Origin of the sequence: Bradyrhizobium cosmicum (genome assembly GCF_032290525.1) — a bacterium.
GTDB lineage: Bacteria > Pseudomonadota > Alphaproteobacteria > Rhizobiales > Xanthobacteraceae > Bradyrhizobium > Bradyrhizobium cosmicum_A.
Map to the genome: position 1 here is coordinate 199,622 of NZ_JASXTA010000015.1, position 24,186 is coordinate 223,807.

Sequence of the window (24,186 nt, forward strand, 5' to 3'; positions counted from 1 at the left end):
CGCGCGGTCCTACCGCGTGGTGATCGAACTACGGAAGGCGAGCGGCGAGGCGATGGTCTTGATCGTCTCGATCCCCTCGCCGACGCCGCGAATCGTCACATCGCCGTAGTTGAGAATACGTCCAAGAATGGTCTGATCGACGTCGACGCTCTCGACCTTGTCCAGCGCCATTTCAAAGGTGCGGCGCTTGATGAACCCGGTCTTGTGCACGACCCTGAGGTTGGTGACGTCGGTTTCCGTGGTGAAGCGATGGAACCAGCCGTTTAGGGTCCAGAACAGGGCCGCCAGAGCCACCAAGCCGGCCGCAACCAGACAGAGCAGGACGAGCCCCTCGACGGTGGTTTGCCGAGACAAGACGAACAGGACCAGGGCCACGATCCAGGCGAGGATGGCCGGAAAATAGAAGATCCAGTGCGCATTGGTCGAATACAGCACCTTCTCGCCGGGCTGCAGGATCTCGTCGATATAACGCGCCATGATCTCGGTTAACCCACTACCCCCGCACCCTGCCCCCGCAGGAACCCGCTTGCCCCCGGCCCCGCCGCTATGTATACGCGCGGTCGGTGTCCGCGAGGCCCGTCCAGTGCGGGCCACCATACTGATCCTTATGAGGGAATGCACGCGTCGTCATGAGCCGCCTCGTGATGAAATTCGGCGGCACATCCGTCGCCAATATCGAACGTATCCGCAACGTCGCACGCCATGTGAAGCGTGAGGTCGATGCCGGCCACGAAGTGGCCGTGGTCGTCTCGGCGATGTCCGGCAAGACCAACGAGCTGGTGGCCTGGTGCACCGAGGCTTCGCCAATGCACGACGCGCGCGAATACGACGCTGTCGTCGCCTCCGGCGAACAGGTGACGTCGGGGCTGCTGGCCATCGTGCTCCAGGGCATGGGCATCCAAGCCCGCTCCTGGCAGGGCTGGCAGATCCCGATCAAGACCAGCGACGCCCATGCCTCGGCCCGGATCGAGGACATCGACGGCAGCGAGATCATCAACCGCTTCAAGGAGCGGAAAGAAGTCGCGGTCGTCGCCGGCTTCCAGGGCATCAATCCCGAAACCAACCGCATCACCACGCTCGGCCGTGGCGGCTCCGACACCTCGGCCGTGGCGATCGCCGCCGCGGTCAAGGCGGACCGCTGCGACATCTACACCGACGTGGATGGCGTCTACACTACCGATCCGCGAATCGTGCCGAAGGCCAAGCGGCTCGACAAGATCGCGTTCGAAGACATGCTGGAACTGGCCTCCCAGGGCGCAAAAGTGCTCCAGGTCCGCTCGGTGGAACTCGGCATGGTCCACAATATGCCGATCTTCGTGCGATCGAGCTTTGACAAGCCCGAGGATATCGACCCGCATGCCAACCAGCCGCCCGGCACGCTGATCTGCAGCGAGGAGGAGATCATGGAAAGCCACGTCGTCACCGGCATCGCCTTTTCGAAAGACGAGGCCCAGATCTCGGTGCGCCAGATCGAGGATAAGCCCGGTGTCGCGGCGTCGATCTTCGGCCCGCTGGCGGATGCCAACATCAACGTCGACATGATCGTGCAGAACGTCTCGGAGGACGGCAAGACCACCGACCTCACCTTCACGGTGCCGGCCGCCGACTACACCCGCGCCAAGGACACGATCACCGCCGCCAAGACCACGATCGGCTACCACCGGCTCGACACCGCCACCGACGTCGCCAAGATCTCGGTGATCGGCAGCGGGATGCGCAGCCATGCCGGCGTCGCCGCCCAGGCGTTCTCGGCCCTTGCGGGGCGGAATATCAATATCCGGGCCATTACAACTTCCGAGATCAAATTCTCGGTCTTGATCGACACCGCCTATACTGAGCTTGCGGTGCGCACCCTGCACACGCTCTACGGCCTCGATCAGGCTTAGACTAATTTTCTCTTAGCGGTCGCAGCAAACGGGAAGGTGTACACACCTTCGCGTTTGGCAGGTGTTTTGCTTGGCAAAACAAGCCCCAATTCGCTATACGGCGAACAGGGTGGGCTGCCACAAACTGTGCCCCAGTTGAGGCGGTGCTGATTCGGCTCAGGTGACGGCTCCGGCGATCACTAGGGCCGGTGCCGGATGAGCAAAATTAGTTGTTTTTCTGGATTTCTGGGCGAGCCGCTGCGGGCCCTTCCGGCCCCGGCAGACGAGGGAGATTGACGGTTCATGCGGAGCGCGTCGGGAGGTCCCCGCGTCTTGTTGAGACGGCTCCGCGAAACCATGGCGGAGCAGGTCTCGGCCCAGGAGCGGCTGGACAAGATCGTGGTGCTGATCGCCGCCAACATGGTGGCCGAGGTGTGCTCGGTCTATGTGCTGCGCGTCGACAACACGCTCGAGCTCTATGCCACCGAAGGCCTCAACCGCGAGGCGGTGCACCACACCGTGCTGAGCGCCCATGAGGGCCTAGTCGGTCTCGTCGCCAGCGAGGCGACCCCGCTCAATCTGAGCGATGCGCAAAGCCATCCGGCCTTCTCGTTCCGCCCCGAGACCGGCGAAGAAATCTATCACTCCTTCCTCGGCGTGCCGATCCTGCGCGCCGGCAACACGCTTGGCGTGCTGGTGGTGCAGAACCGCGCCAAGCGCAACTATGTCGAGGAGGAGCTCGAGGCGCTGCAAACCACCGCCATGGTGATCGCCGAGCTGATCGCCTCCGGCGAATTGTCCGCGCTCGCCCAGCCGGGCCTGGAGCCTGCCGCGCGCCATTCCGCGCAGAAGGTCGGCGCCATCCTGTCGGAGGGCATCGCGCTCGGCCACGTCGTGCTGCACGAGCCTCGCGTCGTCATCAAGGACTACATCGCCGAGGATCTGCCGAAGGAAATCAAGCGGCTCGACACTGCGCTCGCCAAATTGCGCGCCGATCTCGACCGCATGCTGGAGCGTGGCGACGTCGCCGAGGGTGGCGAGCACCGCGAGGTGCTGGAAGCCTACCGCATGTTCGCCAACGACCAGGGCTGGTCGCACAAGCTGCACGAGGCGGTCGCCACCGGCCTCACGGCGGAGGCAGCCGTCGAGCGCGTGCAATCCGACACCCGCGCGCGCATGCTGCGCTCGACCGATCCTTATCTGCGCGACCGGCTGCACGATCTGGAGGATCTCGGCTACCGCCTGATGCGGCAGCTGGTCGGCCAGGACCACGCGCCTTCGCGCGAGCAATTGCCCGACAACGCCATCGTCATCGCGCGCGCGATGGGCCCGGCGGCGCTGCTCGACTACGACCGCAAGCGCCTGCGCGGCATCGTGCTGGAGGAAGGCACCGCCAACTCGCACGTCTCGATCGTGGCGCGCGCGCTCGGCATTCCCGCGGTCGGCGAAGTCCCGAACGCGCCCGGCATCGCCGACCCCGGCGATGCCATCATCGTCGACGGCACCTCGGGCTCGATCTACGTGCGGCCCTCGCAGGAAGTCGAGGCCGCCTTCGCCGAGCGGGTACGCTTCCGCGCCCGACGCCAGGCGCAATATCTGGCGCTGCGCGACCTTCCCTGCGTCACCAGGGACGGCCAGAAGGTCGAGCTGATGATCAACGCAGGTCTCGCCATCGACCTGCCGCATATCGAAGACACCGGCAGCGCCGGCATCGGCCTGTTCCGCACCGAGCTGCAATTCATGGTCGGCCAGAGCCTGCCGCGCACCAGCGACCAGCTCGCGCTCTATCGCACCGTGCTGGATGCCGCCGGCGCCAAGCCCGTCACCTTCCGCACGCTCGATATCGGCGGCGACAAGGCGCTGCCCTATATGGAAGCGGTGATCGAGGAGAATCCCGCGCTCGGCTGGCGCGCGATCCGGCTCGGGCTCGACCGTCCCGGCCTGCTCCGCGGCCAGATCCGCGCGCTGCTGCGCGCCGGCGGCGGCCGCGCGCTGCGCATCATGTTCCCGATGATCTCGGAGGTCGCCGAATTCGATTCCGCCAAGGCGCTGGTCGAGCGCGAGCTCACTTACCTGCGCCAGCACGGCCACACCCTGCCGGAGCGCATCGACATCGGCACCATGGTCGAGGTGCCGGCGCTGCTCTACCAGCTCGACGAACTCCTGAAGAAGGTCGACTTCATCTCGGTCGGCTCCAACGATCTGTTCCAGTTCCTGTTCGCGGTCGACCGCGGCAATGCCAAGGTCTCGGAGCGCTTCGACACCATGTCGGCGCCGATCCTGCGCGCGCTGCGCGACATCGCGCGCAAGGCGCAGTCCGCGAACAAGTCGCTCTCGCTGTGCGGCGAGATGGCCTCGAAGCCGATCGGCGCGCTGGCGCTGATCGCGATGGGCTACCGCTCGCTGTCGCTGTCGGCGACCGCGCTCGGCCCGGTCAAGGCGATGGTGATCGATCTCGACGCCAAGAAGGCCGAAGCGATGCTCGGCCCGCTGCTGGACGCGCCAAGCGGCAGCGTCTCGATCCGGCAGAAGCTGACGGAATTTGCCGAGGCCGAAGGCCTGGCATTGTAGCGGGGCTGTCGCTGCTTCCCGCCGCCTCGCCTCTTTTCCATTTGAGACTGAACCGATGTCGTCACTCCCCGAAACCAAACTGGACATCCTGCTCGCGCACCATGCCTCGCTCGAGGCCGAATCGCTGGGACAGCTTTCCTCCGAGCGCTATGTGCAGGTTACGCGCGAGCTCGCCGAGATCACGCCGCTGATCGAGGCGGTGAAGGCCTACCGGTCCGCGGTCAAAGAACTCGCCGACACCGAGGCGCTGATCGCCGATCCCGCGACGGATGCCGAGATGCGCGGGATGGCGGAAGCCGAGCGCGACGAGCTGACGCCGAGAATCGAAGAGCTGGTTCAGAAGATTCGCGTCGCGCTGCTGCCCAAGGATGCCATGGACGACCGTAACGTGGTGCTGGAAATCCGCGCCGGCACCGGCGGCGACGAGGCCTCGCTGTTCGCCGGGGATCTGTTCCGGATGTACGAGCGCTTCGCCAGCTTGCAGGGCTGGAAGGTCGAGGTGATCTCGGCGAGCGAAGGCACGGTCGGCGGCTACAAGGAAATCATCGCTGAAGTACAGGGCCGCGGCGCGTTCTCGAAACTGAAATTCGAATCCGGCGTGCACCGCGTGCAGCGCGTGCCCGACACCGAGACGCAGGGGCGCATCCACACCTCCGCGGCGACGGTCGCCGTGATGCCGGAGGTCGAGGAGGTCGACGTCGAGATCAAGAACGACGATCTGCGGATCGAGACCATGCGCGCGCAGGGCGCCGGCGGCCAGCACGTCAACAAGACGGAATCGGCGATCCGCATCACCCACATCCCGACCGGCATCGTGGTGATGATGCAGGACAGCCGCTCGCAGCACAAGAACCGCGCTTCCGCCATGAACATCCTGCGCTCGCGCATCTACGATGCCGAACAGCAGCGCGTCGATGCCGCCCGCTCCGCCGAGCGCAAGGAGAAGGTCGGCTCCGGCGACCGCAGCGAGCGCATCCGCACCTATAATTTCCCGCAAGGCCGCGTCACCGATCATCGCATCAATCTGACGCTCTACAAGCTGCCGCAGGTGATCGCCGGGGAAGCGCTCGGCGAGCTGATCGACGCATTGACCACCGAGCACCAGGCTGCGCAGCTCGCCGCGCAAGGCGTGGCGGCGTGACGCCCGCGTGAAAAATCCCTTCGCCGGACAATCGATCGAGAGCGCACGGCGGACGCTGGCTGCGCAGCTGAGATCGGCGCAGCTCGACGAAGCCGAGCTCGACGCCCGCATCCTGCTTGGAGCAACACTCGGCCTCGATCTCACCGGCCTGATGGCACAGGCCACCCGCCCACTGACCGAGATCGAAGCGGCGCGGCTCGCGCAGCATGCCGGGCGCCGCATCGCCGGCGAGCCGGTGGCGCGCATTCTCGGCACGCGGGAATTCTGGGGCCTGCCGTTTCGCCTGTCGGAGGCAACGCTGGTCCCGCGTCCCGACACCGAAACCGTAGTCGAGCGCGCGCTCGAAATCTTTCGCGAACAGCAATTCTCGCATCCGCCGCGCATCGCCGACATCGGAACTGGATCCGGCGCGATCCTGCTCGCACTGCTGCACGAAATTCCCGGCGCCTTCGGCGTCGGCACCGATCTCAGCCTCTCCGCGCTCGATACCGCCCAAAGCAATGCCGCAGTCCTCGGCCTTTCCGGCCGAGCCGCCTTCGTCGCCTGTTCCTATGCCTCCGCGCTTCGCGGCCCGTTCGATCTGATCGTCTCGAACCCGCCCTATATCCCCTCGGGGGAAATTCCGAAATTGAGCATCGAGGTGCGCGAGCACGATCCGCATTTGGCGCTCGACGGCGGCAATGACGGCTATGACGCCTATCGCGCTTTGATCCCGCAGGCGGCCGAACGGCTGGCTCCCGGCGGGACGCTGATCGTCGAGGCCGGACGGGGTCAGGCCGGAGATATTGAAACCTTGATGACCGCTGCCGCGTTATTGGTGGACAGGCCGCCCAAGGCCGATCTGGCGGGCATTCCGCGGGCGGTTTCGGCCCGAAAAATGCCCCCATAAAAGCCGGATTGGGCTGCAAAAAACCTCTTGGAATATCGCTTGGGAACGATTACCTTCCGGTCAACAGATCGGTACCGGCCCCGTAGATCTACGGGTGAAAGCCGGGCTCTCGGGCGAGAGCGTTACTGATGAAGGTTCCAAGCCGCAGGTCCTGTTGAGCGCGATGGCGATTGAAGCTGCGCTGCTTACCGACCGCAACGTGAACGAAAGCCTGATATTGCGCTTGAACACTTACGCAACAAAGCTGGGCTTGTTTCGGCAGGCGATATGAATGGGTTCGCTGGCAATGAATGCTGGCGGGTGGGGAACGCGTCTTTGTTGAACGCGACGATCGACGAACATCGGCAGGGTTCAGGCCGATCTTGCGCGCGGCGCGCGCGAGAGATGGGAGCCGCTGTCATCGGGTCACTCCTAGCAATCAGTCATGCGTGCAACCTTTAGGGCTGGAATTAAAGGCAGGATATGAGAAACGGTCAGAACAAGCAGCGGATGCGCAACCGCAACAACAATAATAATAACAACAACAACCGGCGCGGCCAGAATCCGATGACCCGGGTGTACGAGTCCAACGGACCCGACATCAAGATCCGCGGCACGGCTTCGCATATCGCCGAGAAATATCTTCAGCTCGCGCGCGATGCGCGATCGTCGGGAGATCCGGTCGCAGCCGAGAACTACTACCAGCACGCCGAGCACTATTTCCGCCTGATCGCGGCGGCCCAGGAACAGTTCCGCCAGAACCAGCAACCGCGCGGTGACGAGCCGATCGGCAGCAGCAGCGGCGACGACAGCGAGGACGACGGCGAGAACTTCTCGAATTTCGGCCAGGAGCCGGGCTTCGTGCCGCAGCCGCCGCAGCAGCCCTTCATGCGCGACCGCGACGGCCAACGCGATCACCACCAGCGTGATCATCAGCCGCGCGAGAACCAGCCCTTTCAGCGCGACAACCAGCAACCGCGCGAGCACCGCGAACGCGAGCACCGTCAGCAGCCGCAGTATCAGCCCCAGCCCCAGCCGTTGCCGCTGAACCAGCCGCAGCCCGTCGTCGCCGATGCCGGCAGCGTCGATCGCCTGCCCTCCTTCATCACCGGCGCACAGCCGCAAGTGAGTGGTGGCGCGAATGGCGGCCAGCCTGGCTTCGAAGGCGCCGCTGGTGGCGAGCGCTTTCCGCGGCGGCGCCGGCGTCCGCACGGCCCGCGTCCCGAGCGCGAAGCAGCTCCAGCCGGCTCCAGCGACGAAGTCGCACCCGGCGAGTAAGCCTCTTCTGATTTATGAACTGCAATCGTCCCGGCCTCGCCGGGACGATTTGCTTTCAGCTGCGCGTCACCGTCGAAGACGGCACCAGCACGGGCTTCGTCAGCGCCGGAATCAGTCGCGCACGCTCGCGCTTGGCGGGAATCGCGCGATAGACCTGCTTCGTCGCCTCGACGATATGCACGCCGGCAAAGGGCAGCGACAACGCCGCGCCGGCGCGCTCCCACATCTGCGCCGATTTCAGCACCCAGCCGCCGGCATAGGGCGGCATGAACAGCGCCTCGCCCCAGGCGGTCGGCGTGAACCAGGTCTGGCGCAACAGGTCGGTGATCTGCGAGCGCGAATAGGGCCGGCCGTGGCCGAACGGTGTGCTGTCGGTGCGGGTCCACACCCCGCGCCGGTTCGGAATCACCGCGATCACGCGGCCGGAGGGCGACAGCACCCGCCATACCTCGCGGAGCAGCGCGGCCGGATCGTCCGACATCTCAAGCGCATGGATCAGCAGGATACGGTCGACGGCGGCGTCAGGAACCGGCAGCGAAAATTCATCGACCAGCGAGGCCAGCGCGGGCCGTCCCGTCGGCCATTTCAAGACACCCTGCGCTGACGGCATGAAGGCGATGCAGCGCTCCGCGTCCTCGCGGAACAGGCCGAGATAGGGCGTGGGATAGCCGATGCCGAGCACACGCTGGCCCTTGGCGTCCGGCCAGCGTTCCCTGATGCCGCGATTGATCATCTGCCGCGCCACAATCCCGAGGCGACGGGAGTAGAACTCGCGCAGGTCGACGACGTCGATGGTCATGACGGCAATGTAACATGCACAAGGCGGCCGCCGCGCGCGGAATATTGCATTGCCTGCGCAACGTTAACGCCATATTTGTCTGGCCGGGCTGAGCGCGATGGAGATGTCATGGCCGCCGAAATTCGTACTTTCAGCTGTTTAAACGATAATTTCGGTTATCTGATCCACGATGTGGAAACCAAGGCAACGGCGTCGATCGACGCGCCGGAGGCCGGCCCCATCGTCAAGGCCCTGGAGCGTGAGGGCTGGCAGCTCACCGACATCCTGATCACCCATCATCACGGCGATCATGTCGGCGGAGTCGCCGAACTCAAGCAGAAATACAATTGCCGCGTCGTCGCGCCGCATGACAAGACCACTGAGATCGCCAACGTCGACCTGCGCGTCGCCAATGCCGACGTGGTCAAGGTCGGAACCCTGCTGGCGCGCGTGCTGGAGACGCCCGGCCACACGCTCGACCACATCTCCTACGTGTTCGACACCGAGAAGACGCTGTTCGCGGCCGACACGCTGTTCTCGATCGGCTGCGGCCGCGTGTTCGAGGGCACCTATCCGATGATGTGGGATTCGCTCCTGAAGCTGCGGGCGCTCCCCGACGATTTCAAGCTCTATTGCGGCCACGAATACACGGCCTCCAACGTCAAGTTCGCGCTCACGGTCGATCCGGACAACGCAGCCCTCCAGGCGCGCGCGGTGGAGGTTGCCAAGCTGCGGGCCGAGAACAAGCCGACCATTCCCTCCCTGCTTGGTGATGAGAAGCGGGCAAACGTGTTCCTGCGCGCCGACGAGCCCTCGGTCGCAGCCAGGCTGCACATGAAGGGTGCGGATGCCGCCACGGTGTTCGGCGAGCTGCGCGAGCGCAAGAACAAGTCCTGAAGCACAAATCCTGACGGGGACCGATGCCGACCGCAGCCGAGATCATCGCGCGCCTCGAACTCCGTCCGCATCCCGAGGGCGGGCACTACCGCGAGACGTTCCGCGATCAGACCACGGACCTCAACGGACGCTCGCGCTCCACCTCGATCTATTTCCTGCTCGCACGCGGCGAGCGCTCGCACTGGCATCGCATCGATGCTGTCGAGACCTGGCACTACTATGCCGGCAGCCCGCTGACACTGCGCATCGCTCATCACGGCTGCTCCCAGCACCAGGTGCGCCTCGGCACCGACCTTGTGAGCGGCGAACGGCCGCAGGCGATCGTGCCGGCGGACGCGTGGCAGATGGCGGAGACCACCGGCGAATGGACGCTCGTCGGCTGCACCGTGGCACCGGCTTTCGAGTTCGCAAGATTCGAGCTTGCGCCGCAGGGCTGGGAACCGTAGGCCACAGTCACCGCTTCCGCAGCACCATGTCCTTGGCCGCGATCAGGCCGCCGCCGGCGATCAGGATGGCGGCGATGGCGATATTGGCGCTGGCTTTTGCAAAGCCTGCGGCGATGAGGAAGCCGGTCGACAGCAGCGGCGTCGCGTAGGAGGCCGCGCCGAGCACGCGGATGTCGCCCCGCTTCATGCCGATGTCCCAAGCGTAGAACGCAGCACCGACGGGGCCGATGCCGAGGGCGATGACGGACAGCCATTGCAGCGCGGTTTCCGGCCACACCGTGGTTTCGAGTACACCATGCATCAACGCTGCGAGCAACGCCGTGGCGAGGCAGAAGCCCGCGACAGCGTCAGTCGGCACCGCCTTCAATCGGCGCGACAGCACCGAATAGGTCGCCCAGACGAACGCCGCGATGAAAGCCGCGACCAAGCCGGGCATCTGGCCCGGCGCAAACCCGGTGGTATTGCCGGCGAACAGCAGCACGGTGCCGACGAGACCGAGCACCGCGCCGACGATGTGATGCATGGCCAGCCGCTCGCCCGGCAGGAACGACGAGAACAGCACGATCAGCAGCGGCCACATGTAATTCAGAAGGCCGGCTTCGGCCGGCGGCGCAAAGCGCAGCGCCAGGAAATACAGCGCGTGATAGCCGAACAGACCGCCCACGCCGACGACCCAGACGGCGAGCGGCTGGCGCAGGCTCCTCGCCACATCGCCGCGGCCGATCCAGGTGAGCAGGCCAACGAGACCGCCGATCGCAAAGGTCATCGCGGCGAGCTGGAACGCCGGAATCTTTCCGGTCGCCACCGTCATCACGGAAAGCAGTGACCACATCAGGATCGCGGTCAGTCCGATCAGTGTGGCTGTGCGCGGGGTCATCGAAAAAAGCTCTGAGGACGCTTATGCCCGGCACGAGGCCGGGCATATTGTCTTCACTATCGCCTTGTCGTGCCTGAAGCTACAGGCTTTTGGCCGAAACGGTTCGCGCTCTGTCAGGCGTGATACTGGCCGCCATTGATGGTCAGCGTCGAGCCCGTGATGAAGCCGGCCTCGTCAGCCGCCAGGAACACGACCGCGCGCGCGATTTCCTCGGGCTCGCCGAGGCGGTTCACCGGGATCTGCGGAATCACGCTCTTCTCCAGAACGTCTTTCGGCACCGCCTGCACCATTTCGGTATTGATATAGCCCGGCGCGATTGCGTTGACGGTGATTCCGCCCTTGGCGTTCTCGATCGCCAGCGCCTTGGTGAAGCCGATGTCGCCAGCCTTTGCCGCGGAATAGTTGACCTGGCCGAACTGCCCCTTCTGGCCGTTGATCGACGAGATTGAGATCACGCGTCCGAACTTGCGCGCGCGCATGCCTTCGATCACCTGGCGCGTCATGTTGAACAGCGAGCCGAGATTGGTGTTGATCACGGCATTCCACTGTTCCAGCGTCATCTTGTGGAAGGCGGTGTCGCGGGTGATGCCGGCATTGTTGACGAGCACCTCGACGGGACCGAGATCGGCCTCGACCTTCTTGACGCCTTCCGCGCAAGCATCGAAATTGCTGACGTCCCATTTGTAGACGGCGATGCCGGTCTCGGCCTTGAACTTCTCTGCCGCCGCATCGTTGCCGGCATAGCTCGCCGCGACCTTGTAGCCGGCTTCCTTCAGAGCCTTGCTGATCGCAGCTCCGATGCCCCGCGTACCACCCGTCACCAATGCAACACGTGCCATATCGTATTCCTTCCCTTGGACTCTTCGGACGTTTCTGAGTGATCGTTTTTAATGGTGGATTATGCGGTTGGTTTGACGGACATCAAGAACAAAACGCCCGGCGTTGAGCCGGGCGTTTGTATTTAGTCGAGGCCAGCGCGGTTGCGAAGAATATTTGATTTGCAACCGCTGCCTTTTTTTAGTCGCGTGCAACGCACTCACCGACGTGTGCAGCGCACCCGTCAGCTAAGTGTAAGCTCAGTCGCGCGCCAGACACATCGCGATCCCCATGCCGCCGCCGATGCACAGCGTGGCAAGGCCCTTCTTCGAATCGCGCTTCTGCATTTCGTGCAGCAAGGTCACCAGCACGCGCGCGCCGGAGGCGCCGACTGGATGGCCGATCGCGATCGCACCGCCATTGACGTTGACCTTGGAGGTGTCCCAACCGAGATCCTTGTTGACGGCGCAGGCCTGCGCCGCGAAGGCTTCGTTGGCCTCGATCAGGTCGAGGTCGCCGACATTCCAGCCGGCCTTCTTCAGCGCCGCGCGCGAAGCCGGGATCGGGCCCGAGCCCATGATCTTCGGATCGACGCCGGCCTGCGCCCAGGACACGATGCGCGCCAGCGGCTTCTTGCCTTCCTTGGCGGCCTGCTTGGCGGTCATCAGCACTACGGCGGCGGCGCCGTCATTGATGCCCGAGGCCGAACCCGCGGTGACCGTGCCTTCCTTCTCGAAGGCGGGACGAAGCTTCGCCATCGCATCGAGGGTTGCGCCATGGCGCGGATATTCGTCAGCGCTGACGACCACGTCACCCTTGCGGCCCTTGATGGTCACAGGAACGATCTCGTCGTTGAACTTGCCGGCTTTCTGCGCGGCCTCGGCCTTCTGCTGCGAGGCGACGGCGAATTCGTCCTGCTGGGCGCGGGTGATCTGCCATTGCCGCGCGACGTTCTCGGCGGTGTTGCCCATGTGGTAGCCGTTGAAGGCGTCCCACAGGCCGTCCTTGATCATGGTGTCGATGAACTCGACCGCGCCCATCTTGACGCCGCCGCGCAGATACTGGGCGTGCGGGGCCATGCTCATGGATTCCTGGCCGCCGGCAACCACGATCTCGGAATCGCCGTTGAGCAGCGCCTGGTAGCCGAGCGCGACAGTGCGAAGGCCCGAGCCGCAAAGCTGGTTGACGCCCCAGGCGGGACTCTCCACCGGAATGCCGGCGGCGATCGAGGCCTGGCGGGCGGGATTCTGGCCCTGAGCGGCGGTCAGGATCTGGCCCATAATGACCTCCGAGACCCGGCCGGGCTCGATGCCACCGCGCTCCAACGCGGCCTTGATGGCGATCGCGCCAAGATCGTGGGCGGGAAGGGTCGCGAACGCTCCGTTGAAGCTTCCGACCGGGGTGCGGGCGGCGCTGACGATGACGACATCGTCTGACATGGGCATCTCCTGGGGTTGAAAGGGGGCAAGCGGGGCTGGGGAAAAGCTCGCCAGTCTCGAATGACATCCTGTTAACGTCGTTGAGGCATGTCAATCGGCCGGCGACCGAATTCATGCCGCAGCGCATTCAAAATAGCGTTCTTGGCGCTTTCGCAAGCAGGTTTTTGCTGTCCGATTAACCGTGCCGCACAAAACGGTAGCGTGACCCCTTTGAAAATGCTTATTTTGTTGCGTTGCGTACTCTTCCCGCCCTGCGGCATAGCCCGCCGGGTTCCCGTTCTCCGCGCTTGCAAGTGAGAGCCCATGGCGAAATCAGACCAACCCACCACCATCAAGAAATACGCGAACCGCCGGCTCTATAACACCGGAACGAGCACCTACGTCACGCTCGAGGACCTCGCCGCCATGGTCAAGGATGGCGAGGACTTCCTAGTCTACGACGCCAAGACCGGCGACGACATCACCCGCTCCGTGCTCGCCCAGATCATCTTCGAGCAGGAGAACAAGGCCGGCCAGAACCTGTTGCCGACCACGTTCCTGCGCCAGCTGATCCGTTTCTACGGCGACAGCATGCAGATGGTGGTGCCGAAATATCTGGAGCAGTCGATCGCGACGCTGACCCAGGAGCAGGAGAAGTTCCGCAAGCAAATCGCCAACACGCTGTCCGGCACGCCGTTTGCTCCGTTGGAAGAACAGGTCCGCCGCAACATGGAGTTGTTCCAGCAGACCTTCTCGATGTTCAAGCCATTTGTCCCCACGCCGGGCCGCCCAACAGCAGCGACGCCGGAGCCTGAGGCTGATGCGAGCGCGGAGCCGGCGAAAGATGCCAACATTGACGATTTGCGCCAGCAGATGAAGGACATGCAGGAACGTCTCGAGCGCATGTCGAAGAAGGACGAGTAGCTCCTTTTTCATGCCGGCGCGTCCGCATGCGGCGGCGGCACGAACCAACGATTGATTGCGGCATCGCGGTTTGCGCGCTGCCACCCGGCCAAGGCCGGAGCCGCCATGTCTGATCGCACATGCCTGACCGCACCACGCACTGGCAGAACGTCTACGCCACCAAGGGCGAGGCCGAGGTGAGCTGGTTTCAGGACAGCCCCACGATCTCACTCGATATGATCCGCGCCGCCAACCCGGATCGTGGCGCCGCCATCATCGACATCGGCGGCGGAGCTTCGCGGCTGGCGGACGCGCTGTTGCAGGACGGATATCGCGACCTCGCCGTGCTGGACCTCTCCGCCAATGCGCTTGACGCTGCGAAGAAGCGTATCGGCGTGGCCGCATCAAAGGTCGACTGGATTGTTGCCGATGCCACGACATGGCGCCCAGCAAAGGCATATGATGTCTGGCACGATCGCGCGGCGTTTCACTTCCTGACTGATTCCGGCGACAGGGCCGCTTACGTCGCGCGGCTGCGGTCGGCAATTGTGCCCGGCGGCCACGTCGTCATCGCGACGTTCGCGCTCGATGGTCCGGAGAGGTGCAGCGGCTTGCCCGTGCAGCGCCACGACAGCGCCAGCCTGGCCGCGGAGCTCGGGACAGACTTCGAACTGGTCGAAACGCGCAGCGAGACCCATCACACACCGTGGGATTCGACGCAGGCGTTTCAGTTCAGCCGGTTCAAGCGGCGCGGCTGACAGCGGAGTCCTTGGCGCGTATGCGCCTGCTTAAGCCGCCAGCTTCACCGTATGCGCGAAGTCCCAATAAAGGTTTCGCGCCTTGGTGTAGAACGGTCCCGGCTTGAGCTCGCGCTCGTCGATGCGGATCACGGGCGCGACCTTCGCGAAATTGCCGGTTGAAAAAATCTCGTCGGCGGCGAGGAAGTCGGCGTAGCGCAGCGTCTTCTCGACCACGGTGACGCCGTCGCCGCGAAGCAGGCTGATCACGCGCTGACGGGTGATGCCGTTCAGGAATGTGCCGTTCGGCACCGGCGTATAGACCACGCCATCCCTGGCCATGAACACGTTGGAATTGCCAAACTCGGCGACGTTGCCGAGCATGTCGAGCATCAGCGCGTTCTGGTAGCCGCGCGAGACGGCTTCCGCGAGCGCGCGCGAATTGTTCGGATAGAGGCAGGCGGCCTTGGCTTCGACCGGCGCGCATTCGGCCGTGGGCCTGCGGAACGGCGACAGCGTGATCGCGTTGCCGACGGGCTTCGGCATCGGCGCCTCATAGATGCACAGGCACCAATTGGTGGTTTCAGGGTCGAACAGCACGCCGCCGCCCGAGCCGTTCTGCGCCCAGTACATCGGACGGACATAGAGCTCGGCATTCGCCGCGAAGCGGGCGATGCCTTCCCTTGCAAGCGTGAGCCAGGTGCCGGCGTCAACCACCGGCTTCAGGCCAAAACTGATCGCCGATTGATTGGCGCGGCCAACGTGACGATCGAGATCGGGCGCGACGCCTTCGAACGCACGCGCGCCGTCGAACACGACCGATCCGAGCCAGGCCGCATGCGTGCGCGGGCCCATGATCGGCACGTTGCCGTCGTGCCACTTGCCTTCGAAGAAGGTCCAGCTCGGCGAATATTCGATCGGCTTCCTGATCTCGGCCATGACCGGCCTCCCTTGGGCGTGACGCCGCAATAGGGCGCCACTATTGGTCGCAAGTTCTAAATGATTCCCTGCGGAGATAAGGGTGGGTTATCCTTCCCTGCAAGGGAGAAGGAAGCAATATGCCGCTCGATCCGCTCGCAAAGCGTTTGTTGACCATGATGGCGGCGGCCGCGCCGCAGGCGCGAAGCCGGCCAAGCGTGGAGGCGCGGCGACAGTCGCTGGCGAAGCTGATGCAGTTCGCGCGCGCTGATGCGCCGGACGTGACGGTCTCCGACGGCATGCTGCCCGGGCCCGGCGGCGAACTGTCCTATCGGCTCTATTCGACCGCGTCCGCCGACGAACGTGTTCCGGGCTTTATCTTCTTTCACGGCGGTGGCTTGGTCGCCGGCAGCATCGCCACGCATGACCGCATCGCAGCGGCGCTGGCGCATGCGACCGGCTGCCGGCTGGTCTCGGTCGACTACCGGCTGGCACCCGAGCACAAATATCCGGCCGCCGTGGACGACGCGATTGCGGCCACCGAATGGGTGGCGCGCGAAGCTTCCTCCCTCGGCATCGACGCCGAACGTCTCGTGGTCGGCGGCGACTCCGCCGGCGCCACGCTGGCTGCGATCGTGTGCCAGGAGGCGGCGCGCCGTGCCGGGCTTTCCATCGTCGCGCAGTGCCTGATCTGTCCGGTGCTGGATTTCGAAGAGACCTCACCCTCGCGCGAGGAATTCGCCGAAGGCCACCTGATCGACCGCGTCACCATCGAAGCGGATCTTTCCGACTACCTGCCCGACGGCATCGACGCCGCCGATCCCCGCATCTCGCCTCTCCGCGCGACGCGACTTGCGGGCCTGCCGACCGCGATCATCCACACCGCTGAATTCGATCCGATGCGCGACGAGGGCAATGCCTATGCACGCAAGCTGCTCGCCGCCGGAGTCGCGGTCGAGCACGTCTGCCACGACGGCATGATCCACAATTTCCACGCCATGGGCGCGATCCTGCCGCAGGCGCAGCTCGTACTGTCGCAGATCGGCGAACAGGTCAGGCGGGCGGTGGAAAAATAAGCGCGCGGATCACACTCTTGCGCCGAGCACTGCGCGCGCTGCCACGACATATTCGGGCCAATGCGCATCCGCATAGCGTTCGGCCTGCCGTGCGCAGGTAACGTCGGGCGCATGGGCGGCTGCAATCGTGCGCGCGAAGCTCTCTTCGGCGACCGTCACGTCGCCAGGCTCGGACGACGGCACGCTAGCCGCCACGGCAGTCGGAGCAACAGCGAGCCCAGCCAGACCAGTGAGCAGAATGCGGCGTGACGTGTTCATGGCTGATGTCCTTCCATTGTCCGGCCTGCACTCTGGCCGGTTAGCGTGTTAGTGCGATCACGGCAGAGTAGCCGCGCACATCCGTGCAGTCCATCGCTTGCCGATAGCACCTGGCCACGCGAACGACCACATTCCTAGCGCTGGTTCCGCCATCAAATCGCCGCGCGTCGGATTGCCACGTGTCCCGGCATAGCCACTCGCATCGCTTGGGCGCGCTGTCGTCCCGCTAGGTCACGCTGCGGACTCAGCTTTACGCCGTGCGCGACTGACTGGGGTCGTGGTGGATGTTCGGTAAAGCGCGGCTTCCGCATTTTCACGGATATTGGCGCAACGGCCGCAATCGCCTGTCATTGATCATGAAGGAGTTTTCACGTTTCAGTGCTGCCATACGCGGCACCTGACGCGTGAACCAATTGTTAGCCCTCTCGCGCAATCGCCCATCGCCTTACCTCTCGGCAAATAAGCTTGCGGCAAACTGAGCCAGTTTCGCTTGGGAGGTTGAGAATGCCCCGCTTGGTATCGGAACGAACGTTCCTCGCCGGCAAGATCATCTTCAACTTCGGTCAGTCGACCATCGATTGCGTCGTCCGCCGGATGACCGAGGATGGCGCGACGCTGGAGATGCAGAGCAGCGTCGGCGTGCCCGACGAGTTCCAGCTCCGGCTCGCAAGCCAGGAGATCCTCTCCTGCCGTGTGCTCTGGCGGTCGGACCGTCAGGTCGGCGTTGCGCTCGGAGCGGAAGATCATGTCGAGCCGAAGGCCGCGGACGATCAGGAGCGGCGTGCCGACCAGCTGATGCGCGGACAGATGCTCGCGCTGCGCGCGGCGCTCGATTTCGTCCCGCTCGGCATCGTGCTGCTGGATGCCAATCTTCGTGCCCAGTTGATCAACCGCGCGTTCCGGCGGATGTGGCTGTTGCCGGACGACGTCGCCAACAGCAATCCGTCTTTCGTGACGCTGATGCATCATGGCCGCGACACGCTGGCCTACGAAATTCCGCCCGCGGAGCTGGAGGCTTATGTAGCCGAGCGCGTGCGTCACGTGCAGGCGGGTGACGCCTCACCGCGTGACCTGCGCCGCACCGGCGGCGACGTCGTTCGCATGCAATGCACGCCGCTGCCTGACGGCGGACGGATGCTGACCTATACGCCCGTCACCGACATCGTGCGCTATTCCGACGAGCTGAAATTGCTGCGCGACGCGCTCGAGAACGTCGAAGACGGCGTGCTGTTGCTCGACCGCGATCTCAACGCCAGCTTCATGAACCGGCGCATGCGGCGATTCTGGGAGGTGAGTGAGCAGGAGGCCGCCGGCCACCCGACCTACGCATCCCTGGTGAGCCGGGCGCAGCGCGCGAGCGCGCCGGGACTGCCGATGAACGAACTGGCGAAGTTTCCCGTCAAACGCGTCGCCGAGGTCAAGGCCGGAGATCATGTGCGCGACCTCCAGACTCCGGATGGGCGGCGCATCAGGGCCCACTGCACCACGATGTCGAATGGCGGTCGCATGCTGACCTATGTCGACATCACCGATCTGACGCAAAAGGCCGCGATGCTGGAGACGCTCGCGACCACCGATCCGCTCACCGGCCTCTACAATCGCCGCCACTTCCTCGATTCTCTCGATGCGGAATGGAGCCGCTTCCAGCGCTATTACCGCTCGGTTTCTGTCCTGATGCTCGACATCGATCATTTCAAATCGGTCAACGACCGCTACGGCCACGCGGTCGGCGACGCCGCGATCAGGGCGGTGGCGGCCGCATGCCTCGATGGCAAGCGCAAATCGGACATCGTCGGCCGCCTCGGGGGCGAGGAGTTTGCGATTCTGCTGCCCGAGACCAGCCTGTCGCGGGCCAGGACGGTGGCCGAGCGCATCCGCAAGCGCGTGATGAACTCGCACATCGCCGCCACTGAGGTTCAGTTCGGCGTCACCGTGAGCATCGGTATTGCGGAAGCAAGCGTCAGCATGTCCGGCATCGACGCCTTGATGAGCGCGGCCGATCACGCGCTCTACCAGGCCAAAGCCGAAGGCCGCAACCGCTGCGTCGCCTGGTCGCCCCCGCCGCCCCTGAACAAGGCGGCGGAGTGATCGCTCCGTACGTCTATTCCGGCACCGGCACGTCGAAGGTATTGAGCGTCACAGAGACCATGCAATAGACGCCGACGAGATAGGACAGCTCGGCCGCGCCGTGCTCGCCGAACTCCTTCACGGCCGCCCGATAGGTCAGCTCAGGCAGCACGCCGCCGCTCACCAGCGCCGAGGCCACGTCGTAGGCGACGGCCTCCTGCTTGGTGAGATCCACCGGCCGCTGTCCGGCCACGATGGTCGCGAGCTTCTCGTCGGAGAGCCCGCGCTGCTCGGCCACCAGCACATGGGCGTAGAGCTCGTAGCCGGAGCGGAAATGCGAGCCGGTGACGAGGATCGCGACCTCGCGCACCGGCGCCGGCAGCAGCGGGTTCGATGCGATCGCCTTGACCAGTTCCCATACCGGCTTGCCGAAACGCGGCTCGCGGAGCCAGGGATTCCAGGGCCCGAGCAGCGCGCCGTCGTCGCGCATGTTCACAAAGCCCTTGAAGTGGTCCTTGATGCCGGCTCGCATGTCGTCATAGAGCGGCTTCTGTTCTTCGGTCAGATCTTTCGGATCGAGAATGGGAAGGCGCACGGCAGGATCTCCTCGTTGAGAAGACGCAACCGTCACCTGCATGCGCTCGCAAGGCAAGTGAAGTTGCCGTGACGGACTTGCTCAAAACTCCAGCGGCGCGTTGTCGATGACTTCCTTCATCACGAAGAAGGTGCGGGTCTGGCGGACGCCGGGCAGCGCGATCAGCTGCTCGCCATGGATGCGGTTGAAATCCTCCATGTCGCCGACGCGGATCTTCAGGAAGTAGTCGAAGTCGCCGGCGACGAGGTGGCAGTCGAGCACGAATTTCAGTTTGGTGATCGCCTGCTCGAAGATGGCAAAGCTCTCCGGCGTCGAGCGATCCAGCACGACGCCGACCATGACCAGCGTCCCCTTCGCCACCTTCTTGGGGGCGACCATCGCGCGCACACTGGCGATGAACCCGTCTTCGAACAGGCGCTGGGTGCGGCGGTGGCAGGTAGCAGGGCTGATAGCGACCGTTCCGGCCAGCTCAGCATTGCTGAGTCGGCCGCTATTCTGAAGCAATCTCAATATCTTAAGGTCGATGCGGTCGAGCCGGGCGGCCATGGAAGAAACTTTCATGCACGTGGCAAATATTGGAAGAATTATGAGAGATAGACCCGATCAGCGCAAGAAAGCGCGCAGCATACCCGCAATATTTGAGAGCACATTTTTTCGCATCGATGCTAGCCAAGTGCCGGACACCAACCGCCAATCGGGATGACCTGACCATGCTGGAAAAATTCGCGCGCTATCCGCTGACCTTTGGCCCGACGCCCATCGAGAAGCTGGAGCGGCTGTCAAAACATCTCGGCGGCAATGTCGAGATCTATGCCAAGCGCGAGGACTGCAATTCCGGCCTCGCCTATGGCGGCAACAAGTTGCGCAAGCTCGAATACATTATTCCCGATGCGATCGCCTCCAACGCCGACACGCTGGTCTCGATCGGCGGCGTGCAGTCCAACCACACCCGCATGATCGCCGCCGTCGCGGCCAAGATCGGCATGAAGTGCCGCCTGGTGCAGGAAGCCTGGGTGCCGCACGAGGATGCCGTCTATGACCGCGTCGGCAACATCATGCTCTCGCGCATCATGGGCGCCGACGTCCGCCTGGTCGACGACGGCTTCGATATCGGCATCCGCAAGAGCTGGGAGCAGGCGATCGAGGAAGTGAAGGCGGCGGGCGGCAAGCCCTACGCGATCCCCGCCGGTGCGTCCGTGCACAAATATGGCGGGCTCGGCTATGTCGGTTTCGCCGAGGAAGTGCGCAAGCAGGAAGCCGAGCTCGGCTTCAAGTTCGATTACATCATCGTCTGCACCGTGACCGGCTCGACCCACGCCGGCATGCTGGTCGGCTTCGCCGCCGACGGCCGCGCCCGCAGGGTGATCGGCATCGACGCCTCGTTCACGCCGGCGCAGACCAAGGCGCAGGTGCTCTCGATCGCGCAGAACACGGCCAAGCTCGTCGAGCTCGGCAAGGACCTCGTCGCCGACGATGTCGTCCTGATCGAGGACTACGCCTATCCCGCCTACGGCGTGCCGTCGGAAGAAACCAAGGAAGCGATCCGCCTGACCGCCCGCCTCGAAGCCATGATCACCGACCCCGTCTATGAAGGCAAATCGATGCAGGGCCTGATCGACCTGACCCAGAAGGGCCATTTCGAGAAGGGCGCAAAGATTCTCTATGCCCATCTCGGCGGCGCGCCGGCGCTCAACGGCTATGGGTATGCGTTCCGGAACGGTTGAGGTAGGCCGCACCACGCGCCTCCACTCCGCTGTCGTCCCGGACAAGCGTAAGCGCAGATCCGGGACCCATAGCCACAGGGAGATGTTCGGCGAAGACTTGCCGTTCGGTACTCCTACCGATCGTAATCGATAAATCACACGGTATGGATCCCGGATCTGCGCTCCGCTTCGCTGCGCTTGTCCGGGATGACTGCGTGGAAAGATCGCCGCCCTACCGCGCCCGTACGATCCGCAACAACTCGTCGCCGTAATGCTCCAGCTTCTTGTCGCCGATGCCGGGGACGTTGCGGAGTTCATCCAGCGTGGTCGGCCAGGCCCGGACGATACCGTCGATGGTGGCATCGTGCAGCACCACATAGGCCGGCACGCCGCGCTCGCGTGCGATGTCCGAACGCCAGGACCGCAACCGCGCGCGCAATTCGGGATCGACATCGCCTTGCGGCGCATTCGTCGCCGGCGCGAGATCACCACGACGGGACTTTGTCCGGCTCGCGCGAACACGCGTGCCCGGCGCTTCCTCGCGCAACCACACCTCGGTCTCGCCGCGCAACACGCCGCGCGCGGCATCCGTCAGCTTCAGTGCGCCATAGGCCTCGCTGTCGCTCTGCAGATAGCCCATCGCGACCAGCTGCCGAAGCACGGTACGCCACTGCTTCTCGTTGAGCTCGCGCCCGATGCCGAACACCGACAGCTTGTCATGGCCGAACTGCGTCACCTTCTCGGTCAGCCGTCCGATCAGCACGTCGATCAGGTGCATCGCGCCGAAACGCTGCCCGGTGCGATAAGTGCAGGAGAGCAGCTTTTGCGCCAGCACCTTGCCGTCGCGCATCTTTGGCGGCGTCAGGCAGTTGTCGCAATTGCCGCAGGTCTCGCCGTGCGCACTCTCGCCGAAATAGCCTAACAGCCGTTTGCGCCGGCACTGTGCCGTCTCGGCGAGCCCGACCAGAGCGTCGAGTTTCCGGATCGAGATGCGTTTGAACTCCTCGGAGCCGCTGGACTCGTCGATCATCCGGCGCTGTTGCACGATGTCAGAGAGCCCATAAGCCATCCACGCCGCGGACGGCCTGCCGTCGCGTCCCGCTCGCCCCGTCTCCTGGTAGTAGGCCTCGATGCTCTTGGGCAGGTCGAGATGGGCAACGAAGCGCACGTCGGGCTTGTCGATGCCCATGCCGAAGGCGATGGTCGCGACGATGACGATGCCGTCCTCGTTGAGGAAACGGTCCTGGTTGCGCGAACGTACGCTGCTGTCGAGCCCGGCGTGATACGGCAGCGCGGCGATGCCGGCATCGTCAAGCGCGGCGGCGACTTCCTCGACGCGGTTGCGCGACAGGCAATAGACCACGCCGGCATCGCCGGCATGACGCTCCCGGATGAATTCCTTGAGCTGCGACACCGCGTTGCGCTTGTCGACGATCTCGTAGCGGATGTTGGGGCGGTCGAAGCTGGAGACGAATTGCGGGCTGTCCGCAAGCTTCAGCCGCTCGACGATCTCCTTGCGCGTCAGCTCGTCGGCCGTCGCGGTCAGCGCGATGCGCGGCACGTTCGGAAAGCGTTCGGCGATGATGGAAAGGCCGACATATTCAGGTCGGAAATCGTGGCCCCATTGCGAGACGCAATGGGCCTCGTCGATGGCGAACAGCGCCACCTTGGCCTGCGCCAACATCGACAGGCAGCGCGGTGTGACCAGGCGTTCCGGCGCGACATAGAGCAGATCGAGATCGCCGGCGACCAGGCGGCGCTCGATGTCGGAAGCTTCCTGGGGTGTCAGCGACGAGTTCAGCGCCGCGGCGTTGACGCCGGCCTCGATCAGGCCGGCGACCTGGTCGCGCATCAGCGCGATCAGCGGCGACACCACGATGCCGCAGCCCTCGCGCAGCAGTGACGGCAGTTGATAGCACAACGACTTGCCGCCGCCGGTCGGCATCAAGACCAGGCAATTGCCGCCGTCCGTGACGTGCCGGATGATCTCACCTTGAGCGCCGCGGAACCCCGGCAGGCCGAACACCGAATGCAACACCGACAGCGCGTCGCGGCCGTTGGCCGGCGCAGGCAGCGGGGCAGTGGAAGGGGCATTCATGGGCGTGTCGGAGGGCTGTGGGATTCGTCACAAGGCCAGTCGCATGCTGGCGCGGGCGTGGCAAGACCGTTTGGAGACTTGCACCGCTGCTTTCTCTCCCTCTCTCCGTTCTTGCGGGGAGAGGTAAGAAAGCTACGCGCCGATCCGTCGCAACGCCTCTGCGACGGTCACGATCGGCATGCTGCGCTTCCCGGCCGCCTCCAGCGCGTGGCGCATCAGGTGCGGCGTGCAGCCATAGGGGCTCGGCGCATCGACGACGTCATGGCTGTAGAAGATCAGCCATCCGCCGCTCGCGACCGCTTCATCGAAATAGCGATCGACGCCCACCGCATCGATCTCGTAATTGACCAGGGGCGAGGCGCGCAAGAACTGGAGATCGATCACATCGCGATTGACGCCGGGAAGGATGCCGCGCGCAGAACGGAAGGCCTTTGCGAGCTGTGGCTTGCGCCAGACCGACGCGATTCCATAGGGATAGGCGAAGTTCTCCAGCACGATCGACGAATCGATGCCGCGGAAATAATTGCGGTTCCGCTCGATCTCTTGCGCCATGGCGGCCTCGTCGAGATCGGCCGAGCTCTGGTGCGAGAACGTGTGGCAGGCGATCTCGTGACCGGTCCGGTGAAGCCGCACGATCGCGTCATTCGACAGGCCGTGCCAGTGATCCGAGGGACGGTCGATCAGGCTGCCGGCGAGGTAGAACGTGCCGCGGCCGCCATGCCGTTCCAGAAGCTCGGCGCCCTCGCCTGCGGCGCTATCGGGGGCATCGTCGAAGGTGAAGCTCACCATCGGCGCAAGTGCAGGCAACCGGTGCGGCGCGGCCCGGAAATGCCGGGCAAGCCGATTGCTCATGCGTCCCTGGAGTGCCGACCACAC

Annotated in this window: 24 protein-coding genes; 13 read left to right on the top strand and 11 right to left on the bottom strand. The window is 64.6% G+C overall.

Annotated elements, in window-relative coordinates; translation table 11 throughout:
• Window positions 1–9: 9 nt before the first annotated feature.
• Window positions 10–477, bottom strand: a complete 468-nt coding sequence (locus QSV46_RS25930; protein ID WP_314958160.1) for a PH domain-containing protein — start codon at window positions 475–477, stop codon at window positions 10–12.
• A 152-nt stretch (window positions 478–629) separates the two neighbouring features.
• On the opposite strand from QSV46_RS25930, the gene QSV46_RS25935 reads away from it, so the two are divergent.
• The 6 genes from QSV46_RS25935 (at window position 630) to QSV46_RS25960 (ending at window position 7,723) form a co-directional block, all read left to right on the top strand.
• A complete protein-coding gene (locus QSV46_RS25935; protein ID WP_314958161.1) occupies window positions 630–1,886 on the top strand; it encodes an aspartate kinase in 1,257 nt (418 codons plus the stop codon).
• 282 nt (window positions 1,887–2,168) lie between these two features.
• Window positions 2,169–4,436, top strand: coding sequence for a phosphoenolpyruvate--protein phosphotransferase (ptsP, locus tag QSV46_RS25940; RefSeq protein WP_314958162.1), 2,268 nt, complete (start codon window positions 2,169–2,171; stop codon window positions 4,434–4,436).
• Window positions 4,437–4,491: 55 nt separating this feature from the next.
• Window positions 4,492–5,577: a peptide chain release factor 1 gene (gene prfA / locus QSV46_RS25945; RefSeq protein WP_314958163.1), complete on the top strand. Its 1,086-nt coding sequence runs from the start codon at window positions 4,492–4,494 to the stop codon at window positions 5,575–5,577.
• Between the two features lie 7 nt (window positions 5,578–5,584).
• Window positions 5,585–6,466 (top strand): peptide chain release factor N(5)-glutamine methyltransferase, encoded by an 882-nt coding sequence (gene prmC, locus QSV46_RS25950; protein ID WP_314958164.1) that lies wholly within the window; start codon window positions 5,585–5,587, stop codon window positions 6,464–6,466.
• 94 nt (window positions 6,467–6,560) lie between these two features.
• Window positions 6,561–6,737 (top strand): hypothetical protein, encoded by a 177-nt coding sequence (locus QSV46_RS25955; RefSeq protein WP_314958166.1) that lies wholly within the window; start codon window positions 6,561–6,563, stop codon window positions 6,735–6,737.
• A 191-nt stretch (window positions 6,738–6,928) separates the two neighbouring features.
• Window positions 6,929–7,723, top strand: coding sequence for a DUF4167 domain-containing protein (locus tag QSV46_RS25960; RefSeq protein WP_314958168.1), 795 nt, complete (start codon window positions 6,929–6,931; stop codon window positions 7,721–7,723).
• Window positions 7,724–7,778: 55 nt separating this feature from the next.
• Here QSV46_RS25960 and QSV46_RS25965 read toward each other — a convergent pair whose 3' ends face one another.
• Complete coding sequence (locus QSV46_RS25965) at window positions 7,779–8,522, bottom strand: class I SAM-dependent methyltransferase (protein ID WP_314958170.1); 744 nt, start codon at window positions 8,520–8,522, stop codon at window positions 7,779–7,781.
• A 108-nt stretch (window positions 8,523–8,630) separates the two neighbouring features.
• Here QSV46_RS25965 and gloB point away from each other — a divergent pair, with 108 nt between their 5' ends.
• Complete coding sequence (gene gloB / locus QSV46_RS25970; protein WP_314958171.1) at window positions 8,631–9,398, top strand: hydroxyacylglutathione hydrolase; 768 nt, start codon at window positions 8,631–8,633, stop codon at window positions 9,396–9,398.
• Window positions 9,399–9,421: 23 nt separating this feature from the next.
• The gene (locus QSV46_RS25975; protein WP_314958172.1) at window positions 9,422–9,844 is read left to right on the top strand and encodes a cupin domain-containing protein; all 423 of its coding nucleotides are present in this window, start codon (window positions 9,422–9,424) and stop codon (window positions 9,842–9,844) included.
• Between the two features lie 7 nt (window positions 9,845–9,851).
• Here QSV46_RS25975 and QSV46_RS25980 read toward each other — a convergent pair whose 3' ends face one another.
• From QSV46_RS25980 to QSV46_RS25990, 3 genes are all read right to left on the bottom strand, one after another.
• Window positions 9,852–10,721, bottom strand: coding sequence for a DMT family transporter (locus QSV46_RS25980; RefSeq protein WP_314958174.1), 870 nt, complete (start codon window positions 10,719–10,721; stop codon window positions 9,852–9,854).
• 113 nt (window positions 10,722–10,834) lie between these two features.
• Entirely contained in the window at window positions 10,835–11,560 is a 726-nt protein-coding gene (phbB, locus tag QSV46_RS25985) for an acetoacetyl-CoA reductase (protein ID WP_314958175.1), read from the bottom strand.
• A gap of 237 nt (window positions 11,561–11,797) precedes the next feature.
• On the bottom strand, window positions 11,798–12,976 hold the full coding sequence (locus tag QSV46_RS25990) for an acetyl-CoA C-acetyltransferase (RefSeq protein ID WP_314958176.1): 1,179 nt from the start codon (window positions 12,974–12,976) through the stop codon (window positions 11,798–11,800).
• A 303-nt stretch (window positions 12,977–13,279) separates the two neighbouring features.
• Here QSV46_RS25990 and phaR point away from each other — a divergent pair, with 303 nt between their 5' ends.
• Together phaR and QSV46_RS26000 are read left to right on the top strand one after the other, a co-directional pair.
• Entirely contained in the window at window positions 13,280–13,879 is a 600-nt protein-coding gene (gene phaR, locus QSV46_RS25995) for a polyhydroxyalkanoate synthesis repressor PhaR (protein ID WP_314958178.1), read from the top strand.
• A gap of 119 nt (window positions 13,880–13,998) precedes the next feature.
• Window positions 13,999–14,616, top strand: coding sequence for a class I SAM-dependent methyltransferase (locus tag QSV46_RS26000; protein ID WP_314958179.1), 618 nt, complete (start codon window positions 13,999–14,001; stop codon window positions 14,614–14,616).
• A gap of 30 nt (window positions 14,617–14,646) precedes the next feature.
• Here QSV46_RS26000 and QSV46_RS26005 read toward each other — a convergent pair whose 3' ends face one another.
• Window positions 14,647–15,534, bottom strand: coding sequence for a branched-chain amino acid aminotransferase (locus tag QSV46_RS26005; protein WP_314958181.1), 888 nt, complete (start codon window positions 15,532–15,534; stop codon window positions 14,647–14,649).
• A 119-nt stretch (window positions 15,535–15,653) separates the two neighbouring features.
• Between QSV46_RS26005 and QSV46_RS26010 the strand changes: the two genes are divergently transcribed.
• Complete coding sequence (locus QSV46_RS26010) at window positions 15,654–16,589, top strand: alpha/beta hydrolase (RefSeq protein WP_314958183.1); 936 nt, start codon at window positions 15,654–15,656, stop codon at window positions 16,587–16,589.
• Window positions 16,590–16,598: 9 nt separating this feature from the next.
• On the opposite strand, the gene QSV46_RS26015 is transcribed toward QSV46_RS26010, so the two are convergent.
• The gene (locus tag QSV46_RS26015) at window positions 16,599–16,847 is read right to left on the bottom strand and encodes a hypothetical protein (protein WP_314958185.1); all 249 of its coding nucleotides are present in this window, start codon (window positions 16,845–16,847) and stop codon (window positions 16,599–16,601) included.
• Between the two features lie 504 nt (window positions 16,848–17,351).
• Between QSV46_RS26015 and QSV46_RS26020 the strand changes: the two genes are divergently transcribed.
• Window positions 17,352–18,935 carry a diguanylate cyclase gene (locus QSV46_RS26020; protein ID WP_314958186.1) on the top strand — a complete coding sequence of 528 codons (1,584 nt, stop codon included), beginning with the start codon at window positions 17,352–17,354 and terminating at the stop codon, window positions 18,933–18,935.
• 13 nt (window positions 18,936–18,948) lie between these two features.
• On the opposite strand, the gene QSV46_RS26025 is transcribed toward QSV46_RS26020, so the two are convergent.
• Window positions 18,949–19,509, bottom strand: coding sequence for a carboxymuconolactone decarboxylase family protein (locus QSV46_RS26025; protein ID WP_314958188.1), 561 nt, complete (start codon window positions 19,507–19,509; stop codon window positions 18,949–18,951).
• Window positions 19,510–19,590: 81 nt separating this feature from the next.
• Window positions 19,591–20,055, bottom strand: a complete 465-nt coding sequence (locus tag QSV46_RS26030; protein ID WP_314958211.1) for an Lrp/AsnC family transcriptional regulator — start codon at window positions 20,053–20,055, stop codon at window positions 19,591–19,593.
• 164 nt (window positions 20,056–20,219) lie between these two features.
• Here QSV46_RS26030 and QSV46_RS26035 point away from each other — a divergent pair, with 164 nt between their 5' ends.
• Entirely contained in the window at window positions 20,220–21,233 is a 1,014-nt protein-coding gene (locus QSV46_RS26035) for a 1-aminocyclopropane-1-carboxylate deaminase (RefSeq protein WP_314958190.1), read from the top strand.
• A 211-nt stretch (window positions 21,234–21,444) separates the two neighbouring features.
• Here the strand turns inward: QSV46_RS26035 and recQ are convergent, their stop codons facing one another.
• The gene (recQ, locus tag QSV46_RS26040) at window positions 21,445–23,310 is read right to left on the bottom strand and encodes a DNA helicase RecQ (RefSeq protein WP_314958191.1); all 1,866 of its coding nucleotides are present in this window, start codon (window positions 23,308–23,310) and stop codon (window positions 21,445–21,447) included.
• A 132-nt stretch (window positions 23,311–23,442) separates the two neighbouring features.
• Window positions 23,443–24,186 carry a polysaccharide deacetylase family protein gene (locus QSV46_RS26045; protein WP_314958192.1) on the bottom strand — a complete coding sequence of 248 codons (744 nt, stop codon included), beginning with the start codon at window positions 24,184–24,186 and terminating at the stop codon, window positions 23,443–23,445.